This is a genomic window from bacterium (assembly GCA_020444325.1).
Classification (GTDB): domain Bacteria; phylum Bacteroidota; class Ignavibacteria; order SZUA-365; family SZUA-365; genus BM516.
Map to the genome: position 1 here is coordinate 449894 of JAHLLD010000001.1, position 23335 is coordinate 473228.

Genomic DNA, 23335 nt, shown 5'->3' on the forward strand with positions numbered 1-23335 from the left:
GCTCACAGTTCCCCATTGAAGGCACGCTGTTGGAGCGAATCAAATAGAGTATCGAGTTCGTCCAGATGGGATGCGAGGCTATTTTTCTGCTTTTGACACACCACTACCGTGTCAACGAATTTTTGTTGCATCTTCACCGGTGGAACCACGAAGGTAAATTTGCGGATACCAGCTGTACTAAGATTATAGTTGCCTGCAGTTGTTCGTGCTTCCCGCCTTACTTCATGTCGATAGGTTGGGAATTCGATTTGATGTTTTAAAAACTCACTCAGCACTGATTCTGGCGCACGGATACGCCCTCGGATCAGATATGATGCAAATAGAGATGGTCGCGAACCATCGTATCTGGCGCATCGACCGATATAATCTGGATTTCCATTTGTCCTTACGAATAGTAAATCATCCTTCACCAGTAGCAGATTCTTGAGCTCGTTTGTGTTCGGCACGGTATACTTCAAATCGCTCCAGTCAATCTGACCACCAAGGATATTTGGTATCCGTAGAACCGGCATTGAATCCACTACAGGGACATCTATGGACTTTCTCGATGTTCCATATTTCAGTTCAGAGAACACAACATCGCCAGTTAAGTACTCCCACCCTTTCGGATTTGTGACCGGATCGCCGAACATTTCCAGGAAAGTGGATTGAAGGAGGGCATCGAGCTGCTCGATGGACTCGCGGCGCTTGGCGCGCAAGGCGTCCGCCGCATCGAGAATTCCCGCAATGCGTTTCTGCTCGGCGAGGGGTGGGAGGGGGATACGTATTTTTCGCAGTTTCGCTTTGTTGAGCGTTTTTCCCTTCGCCGCGCGATCTACAAGCACGCCGTAGTCGATTACACCCAGCGCCCAATATAGAAACGTCTGATCTATGCGCGTTTTATCAAGATCGATTAGGGCGGCAATAGCCTCGTTTGTGTACAAATCGAATGCAGTGATTGCTCGCTTCCCCAGTGAAAGTTTGAAACTGAGAAGCAACGTACCGCTTGGGATTAACTTCGATCCGCTCTTGTTAGCACCATGTTCAGTTATGCCCTCCTTTGTTGTCGATATGTAACGTTCGCCGGACATATCGCTTATTGTTACCCATGGTAATTCACCTCCCCAAAAATCCGGAACAGCGCGAGATGGGGTTTTACCTATCTGGATACTACAAATATCCTCAAGCAGAGCATATTTCATTTCAATAGCCTCTCCAGTTCGTTCCTCCCCTTTGTAATCTCCTCCTCCAGTTTCGCCAGACGCTTCAGAATTTGCTTCGGCGATTCATGTTCTACCGCCTCGTACTCAACCTCCTTATAGCGGTTGATCGAGAGGTCGTAGCCGTTGCCAGAAATCTCGGACTTCGGGACGAGGAAGCTGCGGTCAGTGCGCTTGCGCTTCTTCTCGGCTTTGAGATTCTGCCAGCGCGCGAGGATGTCGGGCAGGTCGCTCTTGTCTGGTTGCGGCGTTCGCTTGTCATCAAGTGAGAACCCGTCCGCCTGCATGTCGTAGAACCACACCTCGTCCGTCCCGCCGGAATTCGTCTTCGTGAAGAGCAGGATCGCTGTGGAAACGCCCGCATACGGCTTGAATACACCCGAGGGCATGGAGATCACGGCATCGAGTTTCTGATCCTCGACCAGGATTTCCCGCAGAGCTTTGTGCGCTTTGCTGGAGCCGAAAAGCACTCCATCAGGCACGATCACAGCAGCACGACCTCCCGTCTGTAGCAGCCGAAGGAAGAGCGCGAGGAAGAGCAGCTCCGTCTTCTTCGTTTTCACGATCTGCAACAGGTCCTTGGCCGTGGACTCGTAATCCAGGCTCCCGGCGAACGGTGGATTGGCGAGGATGAGGGAATACTTTTCCGCGTCGTCCTCGTCCGCCTGTGCCAGCGAATCCTTGTAGCGGATGTCAGGATTCTCCACGCCATGCAGCAGCATGTTCATGCTCCCGATGCGCAGCATGGTCGTGTCAAAATCGTAGCCGTGGAACGTGCCCTCGTTGAACCGCCTGCGCGCCTCGGTATTCTTGTAGATTGCATCGCTGTGATGCGTACGCATGTACTCTGACGCAGCGATAAGAAAGCCCGCTGTACCGCAGGCAGGATCACAGATCACATCCTTCGGTACCGGTGCCGTCATGTCCACCATCAGCTTGATGATGTGACGCGGCGTGCGGAACTGTCCATTCTGACCGGCACTGGCGATCTTGCCCAGCATGTACTCGTAAAGGTCACCCTTCGTATCGGTGTCTGTCATGTCGATGCCATCGAGCTGGTCTACCACGTTCGCCAGCAGTCGCGGCGTCGGCATCAGGAAGAGCGCATCCTTCATGTGCTGCGTGTAAGTGGAGTCATCAGGATCGCCGTCCCCGTTGCTCCCCAGCTTCTTGATGAAGGGAAACACCTTGTCCTTCACCGTCTCAAACATCACTTCCGGCGCCGTCTCCTTGAAACGTGACCAGCGCAGGCTGTCCTGTCCTTTCCCAAAGATCGGCTCCTCGATCGGCTTTCCCGTTCGCGCCGCCTTCCGCTCCTTGAGCGTATGCAGCTCATCCAGCCTCTTGATGAAGAGTAGGTACGTCAGCTGTTCGATGACCGAAAGCGGATTGGCGATACCGCCTGCCCACATCGTGTCCCAGATTCTATCGACTTTGGATTTGAGTTCGCCAGTGATCATTAATCACCCCATCTGATTCTCTTTTATCGTGCGAATAATACGGCGAACAACAAGGAATGTCAACGCAGGGCTGCCGCAGATGCTCCTATCGCACAACCCCCGATAACCGCGTCCCACAGTTCCGTGTCCAGAGCATCATCGACTATGCCCGGACTTCGTGCGGAACCTCGAGCCGCTGCACTGCCGTGATGAAATCTCGGAACGTGATCGTTCGGAAACACTCGGTGCCGTCACGGAGCATTTCCTGGAAGTCCGATGCTACGCGCTGTGCACTCGTATCGTCCTCGTGACAGAACAGGCCGGTGTAAACCATGTCGTAATCCTTGTGCTGAAGGTATGCCTCAACCATGAGCTGATTGCGGAAGAGCTGATTGTAGCGCGACTGCTTGCAGGTCTTGTAATCTCTCAGGAATCGATCGCTGGCATTGAAGATCTGCTCGTATGCAGGCTTGTGATATGCCGTTGACGAAAACGACTCCGTGTACTTGCATTCCAAGCCGATGAGCACGCTCTTCTTACCTTCTTTGCCCACGATGGCGACATCGAATGCTGACCTGTCTCCTGTGTAGTTCTTCGGATCGTACTCGAAATGGACTTCCGTGACCTCGGTCAGTTTCGGATAGTAGTTCTTGAGAATCCGAAGAGCCAGCATTTTCTTGTCGCAAAGCGGCGCGAAGAAGTTGAAGCAGAGCGGCTGGCTAGAGAGCAGATTCCGGCGAAGCCTCGTCTCCTCCATCGCTCCAGCGGAATGGCTGTCACGCCCCTTAACGACACGATCAACCGCGTCGCGAATTTCCTGTGTCAAGAATCCAAGATTCTCTGAACCCTCCGGCAGCATATTGCAGACCGGTCCCTTGCCGTCCTGGCGTTCACCGGGCGGTACACCCAACACGAACGCGCGCCACCAGCCCTGATGCTGACGCATTCGCTTGATCCGTGATGCTCCTTCAGGTACGTTTCCGACGAGGCCCTTCAACGTTTGTTTCATCACCCTTCTCCTTGTGGTGAGCTGTCGGTGAAAGATAGGGCAAGCAACCCGAATAGGCGAATGGAAAAAAGAAGCCGGACATCTGCCCGGCTCCAGAGTATCAGCGCTTGTCCTTGGGTGGATTGGGATCATTCCCGTGGCTGTCTGAGCGCTGTATTTTTCCGTCGGTCCCGTGTATCACCAGTTCGGTGCCCTGGTTCCGACTTATCTCACGTCCAGCAGTTTCCGCCTCGCGCTTGGTATCATAATGACCGCTGCTTCGGCTCGAACCGCCTCTTCTCACATCCCATCCCCCTTCAGGATTATGAACGATGTGGTGGCTTCCTCGTGACATGTGCTACCTCATGGATTGTGATAGATAGTGTGATTCAGACAACGCGAAGGTTGTCCATATGTCTAAGTAACACGACGGGCGGATGAAAGTTACAACAGATGGCTAACGGGAAGGCGCGGATGATCTTGGAGGCAGCAAGGGCAAAGTAGAAAAGTAGGCGAACGCCTACTTTTCAAACTGTTCTTTGCTCATATCGAAATACCTTCGTCCGTCTATAGAGGATACGATGGGGCCTCTGAAACCGAGTGCGATGGGAAAGCCGTCAAACGACGGTTCCACTTCGAAGTTGATACCGGCGATCCCGAGTTTATCAAACATGTAGGGAAAGATACCTTCCTCGAAGGCTCTTTTCATGTGCCCTTGGCGACGATATTCAGGAAGCGTGAAGACCTGCAGGTCAATGCTCGCGATTTGATAGACAATGCCGACGAATTTCTCATCATATTTGATCAGATAGACCAGATCTGGCCATGAGCAGTAGATATCTTCGGGGAGTCTGTGTAGGTAGACGTGTTCTGTGTATTTGATCGGTTTGATATTACCATCATTTGCTGTGTGAATTAGTTTCTCCAGTTCTGAGTACGGTATATATGTTCCAGGTCGGATCATTATTTTCTCCTTGATTATTAATTTTATGAGCCCCATCAGGGCTTAATTCGACAATTCTTGCCGGATTCCCCGACTAGGTGGGATGTTTGATGTTATTTGTATCCCACCAACCGCGTTTTCCCAGGTAAAGTAGGTGGGATGTTTGGAAGTGGACACCTCGGACAGGGCAAATCCGTAAACTTTGCTTCCGCATTACCTATATTTTATTCTTTTCTTCTTACCACTTTATGAAAAAGGGGTGTCCAGGGTGTCCAGATAGGTGAATATCGCTTAAAATGGCCCATAATGGCCATTATGAGTGGACACCCCAAGTCCATTTTACCTGTCCAGGGGGTGTCCAGGGTGTCCAGATCAACCGTTTTCCATGAATTCAAGTGTTTTCTGGTCGGGATTCTCCACTGTCTCGGGTTTTTCCGATCCAAGGGAAGGTAAATAAGTGTAAGCAGCGGCCAATCGAGCCCGAAAGTCATCAGTCAGCTCGTAGCAGCTGCGTTTTTGACCGCCGACAGTCCGTCGGACTGATTCACCTTCTTTTATTACTCCCTGTTCCATGAGCTGGAGCCGGATGGTGTTGAGAAGACGTGGTTTTCCGTTCAAGTGCTCGGAGACCATTTCGCTCAGCAGGTACCCAGCTTGCAGAAAGTCCTGCGTCGTTGAGCTGAAATTCTCATGGTATCGCTCTTCGATCTGGCCGATGAGCCCCTCCACAAGTATTTCAACCTCATTTTTGCTGAACTTGAACAGGCGTTCTTCCCATTCCGTTATTGGCGTCGGGATCGTATACCGGCAACCCGTCATATTCGAATGAATATGGTCGAATACAGTCTTCAGCTCCGTGCGAATGTAATGTCCAATCGTCCTGCGAAGCGTGTACTTGAAGTCAGGATCGATGCTTCCAGCAGGGATCTGTGGCATGTCGTATACAAAGAACTGATTGTTGCCCGGATCAGTCGGCAACTCACTCGATGCTACCGTAATCGGCAGCAGTTCATTCGAGAGAATGATCAGATTCAGGTTGTTCCGCACCTTGTACTGTGGCATATACTTTTTGTTGATCTCAAACCATTCCTGGCCGGAGAGCTTTTTCAGCTCTGCGTACTGGAGCTTGCCGCCCCGAAGTGCTTCGTCCAGTATCCCCAGCTTTTTCTCGGCAAAGGGATTGAACGCACCGCCGATATCCTGCACGGTGACTGAAAGCTGATCATAGATCACTGCGATCAGCTCCGCGAAAGTGTTTTTCCCAGTTCCCCGAGGTCCGGTGAGAATCAACGTCGGGAGCTTCTGGTGGTTGGTGTAGCAGTACGCTGCGAGCCACTGCTTGATGAAGGTTTTGTAGGGGCCAAACGTTCGCTTGAGATAATCCTCGATGACCGAATTATCCTCGCGCCGCTCTTCGATGCATGGAATATCGACCTTCGTGGTCCCGATTGACGGGTACACCGTATACGTCGGTTCCGTGACCTGCAGCGAGCCTCTGTATTCAACAATACCAAGGGAATGCAGGTGTTTGTTGCGCACGAGGTGCTCGTAGAGCTTTTGTTTATCTTCTTCTTTTTTTGCCGAGGCCATGACGAAGAATTTTTCTTTCCCGATTTTTTGAAAGCTGAATTCGCTTCCAGTAAACCCTGCCTCATAGACCGACTCGCCATGCGACCAGAACTTGTCAAGCCGCCGATCCATGACATTGCCATCAACTTCGTGCCAATACGTCTTGGCGCATGCTGAGCAGTGGATAAAATGGTTCTGTGAAGTATCCGAGAACCCGATGAAGGCGGACGGTGAGTTGTCGTCATGGAATGGACAGAAGATCTGTGTTCCAGCTGGCTGCTCTACGGCCCGCACAACCTCCTTTGGTTTCATTCGCATAACTTCGAGTGATTCATCCCACGATTCGTTGATGCGTAGGGCTTTGCTTATTTCGACGAAATCGAATGACATCATTTCTATCTCTTCGATAGCATCCACATCGATGTCGAGATCCTCGCGGTCGAAGTCCATGACGAAGCGAGCGTTGTCCGGACTGCCCAGAAAACTCGCAGCTCCGTTTTCGAGGTTCGTGTCTCTGTTTGGAAAATGTGCAGATGCAAACGCAACGACAGCATTCGTGTACTGCTTCGCTGTAACGATTGCACGTTTCAATGGGATGAGGATGTGGAACCGGTCGTGAGGTTTGCCGTGGCTTCTCGAAGTGATGATAACGTGGTTCAGGTTGAGTTCCTGAAGCTTCGCCGCAGCCTGTTCGAAAGTCATACTGCCGTCATCGAGATCGATCATCAGGCAGTAAGCTCGGGCAAAATTCCGGATAGCTCGTTTCTCAGGGCGCCAGAGGATGGCACTGAAGTTTCTGGCTTTGAACGTTTGTTCAAGCTGTGAGATAAGGATTTCCCTGGGGTAGAAGATTTGATTGTGTTCCGGCGTTTCATTTCTCTCGGTCGCCGACACCGAGATGCGAAGCTTACGCTCCGGTGTAGTTTCCTTTTGTTTGTTCATGATGCGTTGTGTTGATATCGGGTGTAGTGCGACCACTGGCATACATAATGCTTTTCAGTTGCCGTAGAGAGCGAGCGAATTTGTTCAGCTTCTCGTTTGTGTTGAATTCTTCGATCAGGCGGTCCGTGTCAGGACCAGCTTCGAAGTAAAAAATGGAGTATCCGTAGCTGCGCTTGTGGTCTTGCAAAGCAACGTTGTTGCTCAACAGCCAGCTCGCGAGGTATAGATCATCCACGCTGTGGGAATTTTTCATTTTGATTTTTCTCCTGGATCAGGAGTGTAGGTAAGTCAGATCTCCCTCTGACTTTAGCAGCGATGCGCTGTATTGCTTATTTATATATACTCTAAATAAGCGAGAAAGTCAAGTAAAAAAGAGAAAAAAATCAGAAAAAATTAAATACGCCCTTCCGGCCCATAAAGGCCACAAAAAATTAGGCAGAAAAAAATTCTGAGCAGGCAATTCCGGTCCGGGATATAAAAGGGGGGGGCCTCTATGGCCTTGCGCGTTTTCGACTCGCCTGGGCGCGAAGGGGTGGGTTCGAAAGTGCTGCTTCTTTTTCGGAAGATAAAGTTTGTTAATGCAGTTCCGCTGTTGGCGACCCCATGAAAACGGTATTTATTCTCACTCAGAACCGCAACAATGACATCAAAAAAATGGGATTTTGGGACAAAAATGGGACAATCCACCTCTATTCCGACGCTAAGTCATTCATAATCATACCTAATACCGCCCGTGGGTTCGAATCCCACCCTCTCCGCAAGAAAAACCCCGTCATTCGATGGGGTTTTCTGCAATATGGAACATGCCGAAGCGCTGATGTGAGCTTCGTGAGCAATGGTGTAACTATCCCCATGCTGCAGTGTTGAATTATTGATTGCTGCAGTTGGATATCCGTCTCACATTGCATTTTCGTCTGCACTGCTGCGTGGTTGTGATTTGTTTCATCAGCACCGGGGGTGGTTATGTCCCTTTTTACGAAATCAATGACATGTCTTACCGGACTCGTATTCCTCGCCCTGTTTCTTGGGGGAACAACGGTGACACAGGCGCAGGACGCGACATATTCCTGCAATATTGAACTCCAGAATGTCCGCTTCGATCCGACCACGGGTCCATACGCATCGGATCCCTTCCTCGTAACGGCCACGGTTACGAACACCGGGAGCGTGACAGGGATAGGATTAACTGCCTCCCTGAATCTTGAATCCTGGCTGACCCTTATGAGCGGACAGAATGGAGTTGTGCTGATAGCAGATACACTTCAGCCGGGCGAAACTTCACAACCTGTGACCTGGAATGTGAAGCCGATTGTGCGAAATGACTCCGCACGAGTGGACATTTCTGTCACGTTCTCCGATGACAACGGCAATTCCATCGCCTGTGTAACTGACGTCCTGATACCCTCTGCTCAAGTGTCCGCGTTGTCCGTGACCTGCGAGTCTGATCCGACTGAGCTCATTCCTGATACGGTTCATGGCGGATATGTGCAGGACACCATTACTATCCGGGCGGTCATTCACAACATTGGTGGGGTTAGCGTGAAGGACATTCAGGCGAGTGCGACGCCGATGAATCCAACCGTTTCCGTTCGCACACCATCGGCCGTCCGACACATCTCCCAGCTCGATCCGGGCGACCCCGGCGTGGAAGTTTCCTGGGTTGTGCAGGTCGGTTCGTGGGAACAGGGTGACTCGGCATGTGTCCTCATACTGGTTCACGGAGACGAGCCCAGTGGGAATTCCACCCTGACGTACGAATGTACGACCTGCTTCCAGGTTCCCGAACCGGGACAGGTGACTTCCGTCCGGAGCTCGCCGCTTCCTTCAGCGCTGGTACTCAGGCAGAATTATCCCAATCCTTTCTCGCCCTCCACGACCATCAGCTACGCGGTACCTACAACAGGCCATGTCCGCATTACGGTTTCTGATTTACTTGGGCGGCACATCGCGACACTCGTGGAAGGCAACAGATCCGCTGGCTGGCACAGTGTCAATTTCAACAGCGCCGGCGTGCCAGCAGGAATGTATTTCTACAGGATGGAAACAGGTGGGACATCACGCGTACGACGGATGATCATTTCGCGATAGATCCCATGTGAACTTTTAACAACAGACGCCCCCGCGAAACACGGGGGCGTCTGCTTTTCAGGGAAGTGAAGCTTCCGAAAGGAAGCTCTTTCTTCATAAGCATCAAGCTGCTCGTCGGCATGGAGCGTCTCTGAATTACACATCACACATTCGCGGGATTATGCAGTTTCTGCATATTTTCCATGTGCGAGGCACGTGGAGGACACGTTAACGCGATTGATTCAAAAGCAGGAGAGATATGATACGGTTGAATTCGCGACCTGATCGCAGTACATGGCACCGTAGCGCGCTGCTCTGCGCGTTCTGCGTGCTGGTGCTTTGCACCCTTCCCCTCTCGAATCTGCAGGCCCAGGTCAAATCCCCCTTCCCTTTTCTCCCCACGAATTTCGATACGACGGTCAACAACAACTACCGCGGCGCACGCATCACTTCGCGCGCGCAACTGGATTCGATGCGCCGGCGGTACAACATCAGCACGGTCATCAATCTCGCAAAGGACGCCCTGCCGAAAAAAGGTCCGACAGAGATCGAGTGGACGAAAGAACTCGGGATGGAGTATGTGTCTGTCTACCTCGGTTCTTCACCGCCATCGGAAAAAAACTGGCAGAAAATACGTGATCTGCTTTCGCGCGGCGGAGTCTACGTCCACTGCGCCCACGGCGCGGACCGTACCGGCGCTATCATCGCGAAATACCGCATTGAAGTTGAAGGCATGGAGCCCTGCGACGCCTACCGCGAAGCGCGGCGTTTCGGTTTCAAACCCTGGCTCAAAGAACTGCGCGCCTGGATAGGCTGCGAAAAAGGACAGGAGAGCAAATAGGCTCTCCTGTGCAGTATCCCTGCCGAAGAATAATTATGCAGTTTCTGCATATTTTTCGCGCTTAACGGGTGGATTGCTACCCCTCAGAGGAACACATTCAGGGAAATCGATATCAACCGGTGCTGCTTCGATGCTGGATACATACCTTCCATGGTCTCCACCTCTTGTGTTGCTGTACCGAATGTCCGATGGGGCTGCGTGTCAACGTGGGTGCATGCCGGAAGTGAACTTCCCTTTCTGCGGATCCTTTGCATGCAGTTCAATTATAGGACACACAAATACGAAAATCGTTACCCTTCACTTCTCACGACTACCCTCGCATACGTTTTTCACCTTAGCAGCATGCTGCGGGAATGGCGCCCCTGCTCTGTCTCAACAACGTATCGGTACATCCCGGGAGGCAGATGGTTCGGAATAAAACGGAAGCGCCAGGTACCACCGGTGAGTTCGCCATCATGCAGCCTCGCCACTTCCTCACCCAGCAGGTTGAAAACACGCAGACGCACATGCCCTGCATGTTTGAGCTGGAGAGGTATCGTGGTTGATGCGGCGAAGGGATTCGGGTAGTTCTGACCGAGGGAGAAATGCTCCGCCTCAGGGAGTTCCGCTACAAGATCCCCTACTTTTTCAATTGTAAGTTTAAATCCATCTCGCGGATCATTGGTCGGTGGGAGCGATTTTGATAAGAACAGACCATCCGATGCTTGCACATACCACACGACGTCCGCTTCCTTGACGGTCGGAGTCCCTGCAATAAAATTAATGAGATCAAACAACCATTGGTGCGTAATTGTAGCCTGTGGCAGTCTTCCACCTTCATCACTCTCCAGTTCTCTCCCTCTGGCCAACGAAACCGCATCGAGAAATTTGATCTTATAGCGTACGCTATCTGAAGACCTCAAGCTGTCGAATCGAGATGTCTGTATTTGGTAGTAAGGATCACGAGGCTCAGGATCCTCCCATGTAAATGTTTCGGTTCGCGTGGGCCCCCATAAAGTAATGTTGCTGCGATCTATCGGTGTCAGCAGTGAAAAAGAAAACGGCGCATGATTGATCACTTCGAAAATTATGCGACCGCTGCGGCCTGGGTGTGCGGGATCATATGCTTCAATCCACTGCAACTCATCATTCTGTTCCAGCTGATGTGCGATACGGGGGGAAAGGAACGCGTTCATCCATCCCGTGATGGGGATGTCCTGATCCCAGATATCAGATATTCCTGGAAAGCCTGTGTCGAATTCGCCCGGGAATCGAGCGGCAAAACGCGTCGTGATTTCCTGGTCGGGTAGATTATTCAAATAGCGGTCTCGTGGACGAACGAGCATCTCGAATCTGCGGAGAAGGAACACGGCGTTGGAGTCGGGGAAGGGACGGGTAAGGTCTACAAGATATCCCGCATGCGGACCCGGCCGAATGGTAATCGGTGGGGAATCCTGCGTGAGGAAGGGCCAGCGGGGACTGCAGGACAGCACCATTCCGCTATCCGCCCGGCTCTGTGAAAACGTCAGTGCCGCATAACCGGAATCAAACGCCGCGCGGGGAATGGTGAAATGCTGGTATGGCACATCGTCCTTCACCCATATCGAATCCGCCGTCAACAGACTGTCATTGAGCCGAAATCGCGTCCATGAATACGCGTCCGCATCATCATTCCAGCTGTGCGTGCTGCTGTCATGCTCTGCACGTGAACCCCGCAGCTCAAGGAAGGTGTCACCGCCGAGATAATCCCAGTTGTGAACAATCTCTCCATTTTGCTGCCTGATATACAGGTCGAAATGTACTTCCTCGCCGGCACTGAGCCTGATGGCGGTGGAATCAATCTCCAGTGAAGGCCCTGCCGGACCCTGGCCATATACGGCTTTCGGTCCGAGCAAGTAAAAAATCACCAGTATGTAACTGCAACGAATCATGTTTCTTCCTCCTCTCCATATCATTTACTATACGAAACTGCCTGCAATCAGCCATCAATTTACCATCACCGCAGCAGCATCCTGCGCGTGCTGCGTCCTGCAGTGGACTCCAGCACACAGGTGTACACGCCCGCCGGCAATCCCTCAGCATTGAATGTGAAGTTCCGCGTTCCGACAGGCAGCTGTCCCTCGTAGAGCTGCGCCACTTCCTCGCCCAGCAGATTGAAGACGTGCAGCTGCACATTTCCCGCCTGCTTCATCGAGAGCGAGATGGTTGTCTGCGCGGTGAAGGGATTCGGGTAGTTCTGATGAAGCGTGAACAGTTCGGCCGAGGGTGTGGGTTCGACCGGATTCGTGTCATTGAAGTAATTTCGCAGATTCAGTTTGATGAGTCTGCCGGCTTTGCCTGCCTTGGTCGAATCGGAAGCCGTCGTATACAGTCCGTCGGTCGCCTTGACCGACCAGATAATATCGTAGTCCAGAACATCGGGATTCCCGCTCGCGGCAACGGCATAATCATGCAGTTCCTTGTGCGTTGCATACCAGAAATGGTACAGCCCATTGTTCTCGCTGCTGAATTGCTGCGCATGGGTAAGGGACTGCGCATCCACGAACGTGATTTCGTAGACGACTTTATCCGACATGACAAGACTCGGATCAAAGCGGGAAATACGGACATCCGTGCAGGGATCGACCGGCTGCGCCAGTTCCCACTGGAATATTTCCTCATTCTTCGAGCTGCCAAGTTCAATCGACGTACCATCCGGCGGTGAAACGAGAGCGAAAGGGTTGGGTGGATGATTGAGGACAGCGTAGGGCGTGCTGCGTCCTTTCACCGCTGTGTCCGCGATGCTGTACACACCGAGCCACTGGCGTTCGGGTCTGTTTCCTACACCAGAATCCGGCCGCGCGACGGTCGAGACGATGAACACATTCGTTGGACCCTCCACAAATGTCGGGGAGGTGAATACCGGATCAGCTCCGGTGTGCGCAGCATCGAACTCGTCGTCGAAGCGCGCAGTGAACATCACATCATTTCCATTGTCGTAGCGAATGTTCATGTACGCGTCCCGCGGTGTCACCACAGCCTCATAGCGGCGCTTGAGAAACACGTTGTCCGGCCGGTCCCAGGTCTGACTCGTGATCTCGACGAGATAATTCTCGAGTGCACCGAGAGAGACGGAAATCGTCGGGGATACCTGGTGGAGAAATGGCATTGTCGGGGTAATGGACAATGTGATGGCCGCATCCGCTCCACTCTGCGTGAAGGCAAGCGGCGCGTATCCCGCGGAAAAAACAGAGGCGGGCACCTTGTAGTGAAGCCGCGGGATATTTCCATTCCATGTAACGGAATCCACATCGAGCAGCACATCCCCCGCCTTCAGTTCCAGCCAGGTGTAGGCACGGGGACGCGCATTCCAGGACTGCGTGCTGCTGTCTGTCATTGCATGGGAGCCCTCAGCGGTCAGCAGTACGGCCCCGCCGACCTGATCCCAGTTTTCAACGGTATTCCCCAGCTCGTTGATCGCATGCAGCGAGAACATGATGCGCTCACCCGCGGAAACATGGAATGAGGTTGTGGAATCATATTCCAGCGCAATGCCCGCGCGTCCCTGCGCGTATGCGGATAACAGGGGAAGCACTGTCAGAAGCAGTGCTGAAAAGGAGTATCGAATCAGATGCATGGGACCCTCCGCCCAACTGATGAAGGGATATGTGGAATATCACAACATTGATATTTTCCATACCAATATCAAGATGAGCGGAGGGAAGTGATCAGCCTGCTGCTTCCTCGGGCTTTTTCGTCGACATCAGCAGGATGACGGCGCCGATGATGGCACTGACGAAAGAGCCGGCGATGATGCCGATCTTTGCCGCGTCGAGCATGATACCCTCGAGTGCGAGTCCTGCAATGAAGAGCGCCATGGTGAAACCGATACCGGCGAGAAAACCGCCACCGACGACCATGGACCAGGTCACGCCTTCAGGCAAACGCGCGAGCCCTATTTTCACCGCGATAAAACTCAGCAGCACAATACCCACCGGCTTGCCGATGAGCAGTCCGAGTGCCACGGCCACGGCCACGGGATCCGCGAAGCTGCTCAGCTGAATGGCCACGCCGGCGTTGGCGAGGGCGAACACGGGCATGATGAAATAGCTGACCCAGGGGTGGAGGTCCGTCTCGAAGCGCTGCAGCGGAGAGATGGCCTTGCGTGATGCACGTTCCACCTGTCGCAGCATGTGGTAGCGCTGCTCGCTCGACTCCCATTCCTCACCCCGAATCCAGCCGAGTGTACTCTGCACAATGCCGGCGAGACGGTTGTCGCTGACCCACTTCGATGTCGGCGTCAGCAGTCCGATAATCACACCGGCAATCGTGGCATGAATGCCGGATTTATATACAAAGTACCACACGATCAATGCGACCACGGTATAGACCGCGACGTTCTTGATGCCGAGCTTCATCATGCCGAGGAAAACACCGATGAACACCGCGCCCCAGAGCAGGGAAGCGAGATTCAGGTTCTCCGTATAGCCTATGGCGATGACAAGGATAGCGCCGATGTCGTCGGCAATGGCAAGGGAAAGCAGAAGCACACGGAGTCCGCGGGGAATGCGCGGTCCCAGCAGGGCAATGACACCCACCACGAACGCAATATCCGTGGCCATGGGAATGCCCCAGCCATCTGCTCCCGGTTCGCCAGCCTGGAAGAACAGGTACACCGCCGCGGGCACAACCATTCCACCAATGGCGGCGAATATCGGCAGGGAGGCACGACGCATATCACTGAGTTCGCCGGAGACGATCTCCCGCTTCACTTCCAGTCCGATCACAAAGAAAAACACCGCCATCAGCAGATCGTTGATCCAGTGCTGCAGCGACATCTTCAGCGTGAATTCCCCTATGACGATGCCGCCATAGGTTTTCCAGAGACCAAGAAACGCGTCGGCGAAACCGGAGTTGGCCAGAACGATGGCAATCACCGTGGCGGCGACCAGTACCACTCCACTGGCGGATTCGATATGCATGAAGCGGATGATCGGATCGATCACCTTGTCGATTTTTTCTTTCGGCAGCGCGTGTTCATCACTGCTGACAGGATGCTTTCCCATGTTTCATATTCCGTAAATGAGCAGGATCAATGTGGACACAAACAAAACAGCCGGGAATAACGGATCATTCCCGTAAAACAGGTCACTGCGGAGTGACCTGAATGCAGGGCCGACAATCGCACTACTATTATATAGGAAGCCAGGCCGTCATTGCGACGACCCGGCAAGGTGAACAAACGGAAAATGATCAGGTACCCCGCGGGAGACGGGATTATCAAATCCGCAGCAGCAGGGCGAGGGAGAGATCGAGTCCGCTGACGGACATGCCGAGATCGGACTGCAGGTCGCTGACCGGAAGCAGGTAAGTGACTTCCGGGGCCACGGCAACGGCATCGGTCAACATGAACAGCGAGCCCGCTCCCAGACGCAGACTCAGATATGCGGAAGCATCGGGCAGATCTTCATCAAGCAGCACGAGCTCTTCGGAACCGTTGAGATACTTCGTCCCCGCCGGACCCGTAATGCTCTCGGTCTGCTTCCACTGTGCGGATAATGGCAGAGAAAGCACGGGGGCCGCGGTGAGATAGAGTCCGGGCGACAGCAGATGGTAGACCACCCCCGCTTCCAGCTGAAGTACGGAGAGGGACAGCTCGAATTCATCGGTCATGTCTACCATCTCGATCTCGTTGTCCTTCCCGAGTATGGGGTAATTGTGCTGCGTCGAGCTGTATGCGCTCGCAACACTCGAGAAACCGACACCGACACGAAGTGCCAGCGCATCCACAATCGGATACAGGAGTCTGGCGCCGAACGCCACCCCGGTACCCGAGCCATCCGGAAATTCCAGGCAGTCGGGCAGGTCGCAGGTGCGCGGCGCACCGCCCTGCCACTGCATAGCGGCTCCGCCGGTGACTCCGACATACGTCGGCGCTACGGCAGCGGACTGCGCCATCGCAGCGGAGGAAGTGAGAAGCACGATTGTCAGCATTGCGATGATGTGTTTCATGATCACCTCACTTCAGATACAGCATGGAACCGGTCAGCACCGCGCCGCCGGATTCGAGTCGGTAGAAATACATTCCCGTGGGAAGCGCCTGTGCATCAAAACGCACACGGTGCAATCCCGCGTCGCGCGCGCCATCCTCGAGCACTCGCAGCTCGCGTCCCAGTGCGTCATACACCGCCAGACGCACATCCGCCGCCTCACGCAATGCGAAGGCGATGGTCACCGACGCGTTGAAGGGATTCGGGTATGTGCCGACGATCTTCGCATTGATGCGCTCATCCGCATTGATAAGCCGCTGCTGATGGAAGCCCAGGCTGTCGGCAATGAAGGTGCCCGAATTTCCAGACATGGCATGCGGTACTCCATCCGCGAAAAATGCGGAGACCACTTTCACTTCCGTCTCCATGGCGGATCCATGCAGCACGAGGAAGGGCGGGGAGAACAGCACGCCGCTGTTGCCGGATAATTCCAGTTCCGCTGCAGTCTGGAATGTGTAGATGGTATTGGACCTGTGCTCCGCGGGGTATATCTGGTTCATAAAGGAAACAGAGCTTCCGGCCAGATTTGAGAGCAGCGTTCCTTCTCCAGCGATGTTTTCTTCAAGTGGATGCAGCATGGTCTTGTCATACGTCAACGCAATCTCTCCGCTTCGAATGTTGTACGACGCAGGCAGATTGCCTTCGATCATGACCGGGATGCGCACCACCGATCCCGGCATGCCGCGAACCACGGCGTCAATGCCGACGATGAGTGTGTCCGTACCCTGATACACGTAGTTGACGCGAACCGTGTCGCGTCCACAACCGTCATAGACGACGAGAATTTCCGTACTTCCCTGCCGCAGCTGCGTGGGAGTGATGCATACGTTGACGGCGATGGACTGTCCCGCACCGATGGGGTCCTCGGGCACGGTGGGCGGGGGGCCGCCGGGATTGATGATATCAAGAATCTTCAAATCCGCATTGCCATGATTGTAGAGGTACATCGGACAACAGCTCGTTTCACCGACGCGCACCTCACCGCAGTTCACAATCTGCGGCTCGACATCCAGCACCGCGGCTTCGGAGTTTCCGCTGAGCAGCACGCTGTCGCTGACGTAGGTGACGGTCTGCGCAATGGTTTCGCGGATGAACGACTGCAGCGCAGCCAGCGTGAAACAGGAGTCGAAACGCATATCACTCATGGTCGGAGCAAGCGCATCGTATCCCTCCCTGCCCGTCGCTGCGATGGCGAGCTGCACATGTTCGGATTTCGCCCTGCTCGAGAGCAGCGCTGCGCTCCCCGCATCCATCTCGTTCGCGTCATTGACCACTGCGAATACAACGGGCTGCATACCCGCGCCGGTCGCGGCATAATCCATCGCCTGGTTGAGCGCGACAAAGAGATTGCCAGGGACCTGCGCACTCGCATCAGGCTCCGTAGAAAGCAGATCATCTTTGTAGGCGCTGAACTCCAGCAGCGTTGTGGCGTTGAACTGGTCGAAAGACATGACCGCAGCCACATCCCCCTGTCCGGGATGGGAAAGTATCGTCTCGGCGAATCTCCGCCGTGCTTCCATGGAGACTGTCTGGAAGGTGAGTCCCTCCGCAAGGGTATCTACGACAGACGGATCGGTCGGCAGCACGAATACCGTCGAAAGCGAGGGACGCGTGCGTGTTTCATACGCCAGCCATGCCTGATCACTGCCGGTGTCTTCGGGACGATAGCATATCGTGCGCTTCGCATTTGTTCCTTCCTCGAGCACTATCGAATCGAGCGGCGTCTGCGCATAAAATGGTGGCGGCAGCGCATTGAGGAAGCGAATGCGTGTTCCTCCCGTATCGGCCGCCTGGAAAATCACATCGAGGCACTGTTCCCCGCCACAGAGCAGGGTGTCGAATTGCAATGATGCAGGTTTCCGCACAGCAGCGGGGAAATCCCATGCCGTCGCATCACCCTGCACCACGCGTCCGAGCAGATATACAATCACCGGTTCCTGTCCGCAACCGTCATGCCACAGACGTATAGAGTCCATGAAAACGCCCGGCTGAGTCGGATTGAATTCGATTTCCAGCGAATCGCTTTTCGCGGGCAGAATCGCATTGTCCTCCCATTTGCCGACCAGGAAAGGACTCTGCGCTGGATCAAGGCTCAGGTGCATCGGGGCATCACCCATGTTGGAGAAAAGCAGCGTCCGTTTACGTGAGGAAGCAACCCCGCCGGCGAGCACGCTCCCGAAATCCAGTGTATCCCGTGCGACGGAAAGCATCGGTGTGACCCCGCGTGCGATGATGCTGCGCTCGAAGCGTACGTTTTTACTCAGCAGCAGTTCGACCTCACGGAGTCCGACAATAAGATCGAGCAGGGTTGAAGGACGCAGGTAGCTGCCCCCCGTGGCCGTCGCGAGCTGCATGAGCGCGGTGGAATCGGCATCGCCCAGCTGCACGCAGTGAATGCGCACCTCGCGGTCAAGCGCAAGCGTCTGCACATCCGCAGGGAGTGTGGGACCACAGGCCGCGGTGCCCGCATCCTCTCCGGCCGTGAACAGCAGAAGATTTCGCGGACCTTCCCCGGCCGCATCGAATCCCTGTATCATACTCTCGACGGCGGAATACACACAGCTGACCTCGCTGTGCGCGGAGTCGGGCAGCATGCTGCGAATCGTGTCTTCGTCACTGAGAAATTTCCCGTTCCACGCGAACACTCCGGCGCTGTCGAAACTGGCGACAGCCACCGCGTCGGTGAAGGATGAATCGAAAAGGAGTCCGTCAATGAAATCACTCGCCCCGGCAACGGACGCAAGCATGCGATCGAGTCCGGGCATGAATTCCGTCTGCATCTCCTCACCTCCGTCGAACAGCAGCGCGAGCTGCTGGGGAACGCGGGCGTCCGCGGTGAAGGCAAGCCGCAGCGTATCCGATCGCGGGGCGTCGGGGGGACGATAGCAGATCGTAATCGACTGTTGTTCTCCCGGCGGTAGTGAGAACGGGGTCGCCAGACTGCCGGTGAACGGGGGTGGGATGCTGTCGAGGCTGTGTATTGTCACCGTGGTATCGCTGTTGTTCATCAGCTCCAGCGACGTGCATTCTGTCGTCAGGCAGAAGGTTGTATCGAAATCCGAAGGCACATCGCCCATCGAAAGCAATGGCAGTTTCCTTGGAACACGGGGCAACAGGAAGCTGTTGCCGCTGCCACGAAGCGTGTCCGCAAATACCTCGCAGGGCGACGGGAAATACGGGATGGGCGTGTCATAGTGCAGCGGAAGGAGCGGCGTGAAGCACACCATCGCCGGCACGGTCTGATACGGCGCAATGGAATCCATGTCGAGTCCCGCAATCGAATACGGCGAGGAGAAAAGCGCACGGACGGAGTCCGTGTGCAGCCACGAATTCCCGCCATTGCGTACCTGCACGGGCTGGCAGTCCGTCTCCCCGACCTGCACACTGTCGAACGCCCAGGCGGAGGGCGTGAATTCGATGCGCGGACCAACGGCTTCCGCCTTCATGAAAATATCCAGCTCCACGTTCTTACTGATATCCACCGCAATCTGTCGATATATGGCCACCAGATCGGTCGACTGCGTCGCGTTGAATTCCTTTCCATCCGTCGCATTCACGATGTCGATGAGCGGCTGCCGGTTGATATTCCCGATGGTGATGGCATAGATGCGCACATTGTTGTCGCGCGCTTTCTGTATCACGGAACTGACCGACGCCGCCCCACAGATCGCACCGCTGTCCTCCCCATCGGTCAGAATGATGATGACACGCATTTTCTCACGCTGCGCTATCGAGTCGATGACACGTGACAGCGCGTCGTATGTGCAGGTCGCGGTGCCGAGGGGACGACCCGGAATGGCCGCGCGCAGGGAAGCGGTGTCTGTGGTCCACCACTGCTTCAGCTCGAAATCCTGGTAATAATCGTAGGTGTAAATCGCCGCTTCATCCTCGATATCGAGCGTATCGAGCAGGTTGCCGATGAACTCGAAGCCCGCGTCATGCGCCGCTTCGTAGCGGCGTTTGCCGTCCGGCAGCTCGAGATACATGCTGCTGCTCACATCATGCACCATGGCGATCGAAAGAGGCAGACGCGTATCCGCCCGCAGCTTCACGTACTGACTGTCCCTCGAATATTCGATGGGATTGTAGCAAAGATCGAAGGTCACCATCTCGCCGGGTTCGAGGACGACAGGCGTATCGATGCGCGTGTAAAACGGACGACGCAGACGCTCGTGATTGTGTACCGTGAGCGTCGTGTCACCGATGTTTTCAAATGTGATGGGAATACAACGCCGTGCGCGGCAGCGCACCGTGTCGAAGAGGAATGGATCCGTATGGATTTTCAGCACCGGCCCCAGTGTTCGCTGCTGCGCCTGCGTGCCGGGTGGAGAAATCAGAGCGAGACCACAGACCATGAGACACAGAAGCAGAAACTTCCCCGTATTCATAGAACCTCCAACGAGAATGTAGCTGTGCAGGGCGACGGCGTATATTTGTCTCTTATTCTGCGAAAAATTGGATTCAAAGGCAAGGGTAACAAAGCCTTATATTGATGTGTCCTTCAGACAACGATGCCCTCCTCGCCTGATAACCAATGGAGTGTCTCATGAAAGCAACGCGACTGACGCATACACTTGTCCTGTTTTTCCTGACATCTTTTTTCGCGCAGAATGCGGTGGCACAGAACGACTGGCTGCCGGCATGGATAAACAAACCCCCTTCTCCCGCCCAGATCGGCCATCCCAACAGATGGATGATTCCCCCGCTGTCCTACACCGGTATCGCCTATGACAAATGGCGTGACGTTCTTTACGTGGTACATCCCGACAGCAGCTCTTCCGGTGCCACTGCGCCGCAATACCCGCGCATCTATGCCTGGAAAGCGTCTGATGGAACTCCCGCGATGGATGTCGGACGCTCGGCGTTTCCGTTGGTCAGCGGACAGGGAGGTGAACTGCCCGTGCCGCTCGATACCATCGCATCGGACAACGGATTTTCCCGGAATCGCAGTTTCGAATTCAATCGCTGGTCCCTGTATAAAATTGATCTCGATGACGAAGGACGCATCTTTGCCTGCAACCTTGTCGTCCCGCTGTGGGATATCTGCATTCTGCTGCCCAATGCGCAGTGCGATCCCGCATATATGAATCAGGGGCCCTTCCGCATCTGGCGTTGGGATACGCCCAAGGCGAATCCGCGTCTCGTGTACGCCACGCTGAACAACAGCGCCACGGCGATAGGGGATAAGACCAGCAGTGAAATGACCTATGCCCGCTGGGGAGACGCTATTGATGTCATCGGCAAGCGCTCGATGTACACGCCACCCAGCGGTCCACCATACCTGGTCGACAGCACCCGGATCTACGTCTGCGGCGGATCCTACCCGACACAACCGAACTGGAATGCGGAAGTCGACGTGATACTGGCGGATTCCCGGCCGGAGCTTTCGCGTCCCGACGCCGATGTAGGGAATTACAAGCTGGAGTACAGGCTTGCGGTGCGGCTGCTCAACATGGCGTCAGGACTCGCAGCCCATGGCGTCGCAGCAACGGCGGTATCACTGCAGCACGAGGTATGGATGGATGGAAATCCGACATTGACCACCGCTGCACTCTGCGTGCAGCACCCGACCAATCCCTGGCCGCAGACGTATCATCAGCTGGCAGTAGATGATCGTTATCTGAGCACCTTGCTCACCGGTCCGGCCGGACCCATCCGCTATTTCGAATTGCCCGAGTATGGAAGAAAATTTCTCGTGGTTGCGGATGGCGAGCCGACAGGTGGACTGGCAAACGTCCCGAACGACAATACCACTGCACGCATCATCGATGTTACCACGCCCGGCTCTGAAAGTATTCTCTGGACGCCGACGCCCAAACTCGGGACAAACAAACTCGAGAACAATGCCGCGGCGGATAACTGGATCGCCGACGTCGACTACAAGCTGGAATATTTCTCGGAGCAGGAGAATCCCTCCGCTCCCGGTCTGCACATCACACTGTTCGTTCTCATGTCCAACAACGGCATCGCTGCCTATCACTCACGCAGTGCCTTCCCCGTGGAACTGACCACACTCACAGCAGCGCTCGAGGGCAAGCAGGTACAGCTTCGCTGGGAAGTGGCCACCGAGAGCAACAACCATGGCTTCGAGGTGCAGCGCAGCTTCAATGCGGGAGCGGATTGGGAAGTGATCGGTTTTGTTCCGGGAAGGGGAAACAGCAACGCCTGGAAGGAATACCGCTTTGCCGATGCCGTCACCAGCACCCATCGCGATGTGGGACTCGTGCGCTATCGCCTGCGCCAGGTCGACAATGACGGAAGTGAAACGTATTCACCCACCGTCGATGTGCGCATCGACGCTCCTACTGGCATCGCACTCGCACAGAACTATCCGAACCCCTTCAATCCCGTGACAACAATTTCATATCAGCTTCCAGCGACCGGCCATGTCACCCTCCGCCTCTATAACAACCTGGGCGAATTCGTCGGCACGCTCGTCGATGGAATCCGCAATGCCGGCATGCACTACGAACGCATTTCCGCCGCAGATCTGCCCTCGGGCAACTATATCTATGAATTGAATGCAGATGGCCACACCCTTCGCAAAACCCTGACCGTCATGAGGTAGTCTGGCAACAGCGTGCCTGACAACGGTGCTGAAGTATCTCCCTTGTACCCACAGCCTCCTCCCTGGCGCGGCGCTGCTCTCATATGCACGAGAGCAGCACTGCGCGACCACGAGTCAACTACGCTCGAGCGGCGGTGTCCCGTCTTTCATACCCTGACGAAGCTGTGCCCGCAATTCGGGGCTGTCTTCATGTTCATGCACTGTAATGGCATGCTGCACCGCGGCTTCGAGAAGCTCATCTTCACTGTCCGCTGCGATTGCCACCGAACAGTTCGACACACTCGGTGTGTTACGGCAATCCAGATATTTGCGTCCCATAATTTTTCCTTTCAGATGGAATGATTGATCTGTGAAGGAGCTGCGTATCAGCCCCATTTCTTTCCAATTTCTTCCAGTCCCGACTTCTGCAGGTCCTCAGGCAGCATGACTACCCGGGCTTCCACCTCTGCATTGAATACGAGATAAAACGGTTCCATCTTCGATGGAACTTTTGATGCATCCGCGATATCCACGATCATCACCGCCTGACGATATCCACCTTCCTCAGTAAAGTAGGCAGCTTCGGGCTGCACCGTCTCCATAATGCTCTGTATCTTCTTGCCGGCAGAACCGTTTTTGACAGCAGCATTGAACTCCTCGTTCGGTATCGTGACTTTCAACATGAAACGCATGTCACACCTCTTTCGATATGTTGTATGTAATATTGACTTGATCTAAATAGCAATAATATGATGCGTTGTCAAATGAGCGGGGAATCCTATTCTGAACGGA

The 23335-nt window shown here is 54.4% G+C and carries 17 protein-coding genes; 3 read left to right on the top strand and 14 right to left on the bottom strand.

Translation table 11 applies throughout. From position 1 onward, the window contains the following. Positions 1-2: 2 nt before the first annotated feature. The 7 genes from KQI65_01910 to KQI65_01940 form a co-directional block, all read right to left on the bottom strand. A complete protein-coding gene (locus tag KQI65_01910; protein ID MCB2203476.1) occupies positions 3-1181 on the bottom strand; it encodes a restriction endonuclease subunit S in 1179 nt (392 codons plus the stop codon). Then, positions 1178-2659 (bottom strand): type I restriction-modification system subunit M, encoded by a 1482-nt coding sequence (locus KQI65_01915; GenBank protein MCB2203477.1) that lies wholly within the window; start codon positions 2657-2659, stop codon positions 1178-1180. The genes KQI65_01910 and KQI65_01915 overlap by 4 nt, the downstream gene beginning before the upstream one ends. Before the next feature lie 142 nt (positions 2660-2801). Then, on the bottom strand, positions 2802-3647 hold the full coding sequence (locus tag KQI65_01920) for a hypothetical protein (GenBank protein ID MCB2203478.1): 846 nt from the start codon (positions 3645-3647) through the stop codon (positions 2802-2804). Between the two features lie 100 nt (positions 3648-3747). Next, positions 3748-3981: a DUF2188 domain-containing protein gene (locus KQI65_01925; GenBank protein ID MCB2203479.1), complete on the bottom strand. Its 234-nt coding sequence runs from the start codon at positions 3979-3981 to the stop codon at positions 3748-3750. A 165-nt stretch (positions 3982-4146) separates the two neighbouring features. Continuing rightward, positions 4147-4590, bottom strand: a complete 444-nt coding sequence (locus KQI65_01930) for a hypothetical protein (GenBank protein MCB2203480.1) — start codon at positions 4588-4590, stop codon at positions 4147-4149. 351 nt (positions 4591-4941) lie between these two features. Beyond that, the gene (locus KQI65_01935; GenBank protein ID MCB2203481.1) at positions 4942-7080 is read right to left on the bottom strand and encodes a hypothetical protein; all 2139 of its coding nucleotides are present in this window, start codon (positions 7078-7080) and stop codon (positions 4942-4944) included. Continuing rightward, positions 7046-7333, bottom strand: coding sequence for a hypothetical protein (locus KQI65_01940; protein MCB2203482.1), 288 nt, complete (start codon positions 7331-7333; stop codon positions 7046-7048). The genes KQI65_01935 and KQI65_01940 overlap by 35 nt, the downstream gene beginning before the upstream one ends. A 731-nt stretch (positions 7334-8064) precedes the next feature. On the opposite strand from KQI65_01940, the gene KQI65_01945 reads away from it, so the two are divergent. Both KQI65_01945 and KQI65_01950 read left to right on the top strand, forming a co-directional pair. Then, positions 8065-9168: a T9SS type A sorting domain-containing protein gene (locus tag KQI65_01945; protein MCB2203483.1), complete on the top strand. Its 1104-nt coding sequence runs from the start codon at positions 8065-8067 to the stop codon at positions 9166-9168. 238 nt (positions 9169-9406) lie between these two features. Then, the gene (locus KQI65_01950; protein MCB2203484.1) at positions 9407-9988 is read left to right on the top strand and encodes a dual specificity protein phosphatase family protein; all 582 of its coding nucleotides are present in this window, start codon (positions 9407-9409) and stop codon (positions 9986-9988) included. Positions 9989-10317: 329 nt separating this feature from the next. Here the strand turns inward: KQI65_01950 and KQI65_01955 are convergent, their stop codons facing one another. The 5 genes from KQI65_01955 to KQI65_01975 form a co-directional block, all read right to left on the bottom strand. After that, complete coding sequence (locus KQI65_01955) at positions 10318-11898, bottom strand: T9SS type A sorting domain-containing protein (GenBank protein ID MCB2203485.1); 1581 nt, start codon at positions 11896-11898, stop codon at positions 10318-10320. A 65-nt stretch (positions 11899-11963) separates the two neighbouring features. Continuing rightward, positions 11964-13583 (bottom strand): T9SS type A sorting domain-containing protein, encoded by a 1620-nt coding sequence (locus tag KQI65_01960; protein ID MCB2203486.1) that lies wholly within the window; start codon positions 13581-13583, stop codon positions 11964-11966. Between the two features lie 91 nt (positions 13584-13674). Beyond that, positions 13675-15012, bottom strand: a complete 1338-nt coding sequence (gene nhaA, locus KQI65_01965) for a Na+/H+ antiporter NhaA (protein ID MCB2203487.1) — start codon at positions 15010-15012, stop codon at positions 13675-13677. Positions 15013-15226: 214 nt separating this feature from the next. Continuing rightward, positions 15227-15958 (bottom strand): hypothetical protein, encoded by a 732-nt coding sequence (locus KQI65_01970; GenBank protein MCB2203488.1) that lies wholly within the window; start codon positions 15956-15958, stop codon positions 15227-15229. A gap of 7 nt (positions 15959-15965) precedes the next feature. Beyond that, entirely contained in the window at positions 15966-20384 is a 4419-nt protein-coding gene (locus tag KQI65_01975) for a VWA domain-containing protein (GenBank protein MCB2203489.1), read from the bottom strand. Between the two features lie 158 nt (positions 20385-20542). On the opposite strand from KQI65_01975, the gene KQI65_01980 reads away from it, so the two are divergent. Further along, a complete protein-coding gene (locus KQI65_01980) occupies positions 20543-22564 on the top strand; it encodes a T9SS type A sorting domain-containing protein (protein ID MCB2203490.1) in 2022 nt (673 codons plus the stop codon). A gap of 114 nt (positions 22565-22678) precedes the next feature. On the opposite strand, the gene KQI65_01985 is transcribed toward KQI65_01980, so the two are convergent. Further along, positions 22679-22882 (bottom strand): DUF1059 domain-containing protein, encoded by a 204-nt coding sequence (locus KQI65_01985; GenBank protein ID MCB2203491.1) that lies wholly within the window; start codon positions 22880-22882, stop codon positions 22679-22681. 47 nt (positions 22883-22929) lie between these two features. Further along, a complete protein-coding gene (locus tag KQI65_01990; GenBank protein ID MCB2203492.1) occupies positions 22930-23235 on the bottom strand; it encodes a panthothenate synthetase in 306 nt (101 codons plus the stop codon). Between the last annotated feature and the right edge of the window lie 100 nt (positions 23236-23335).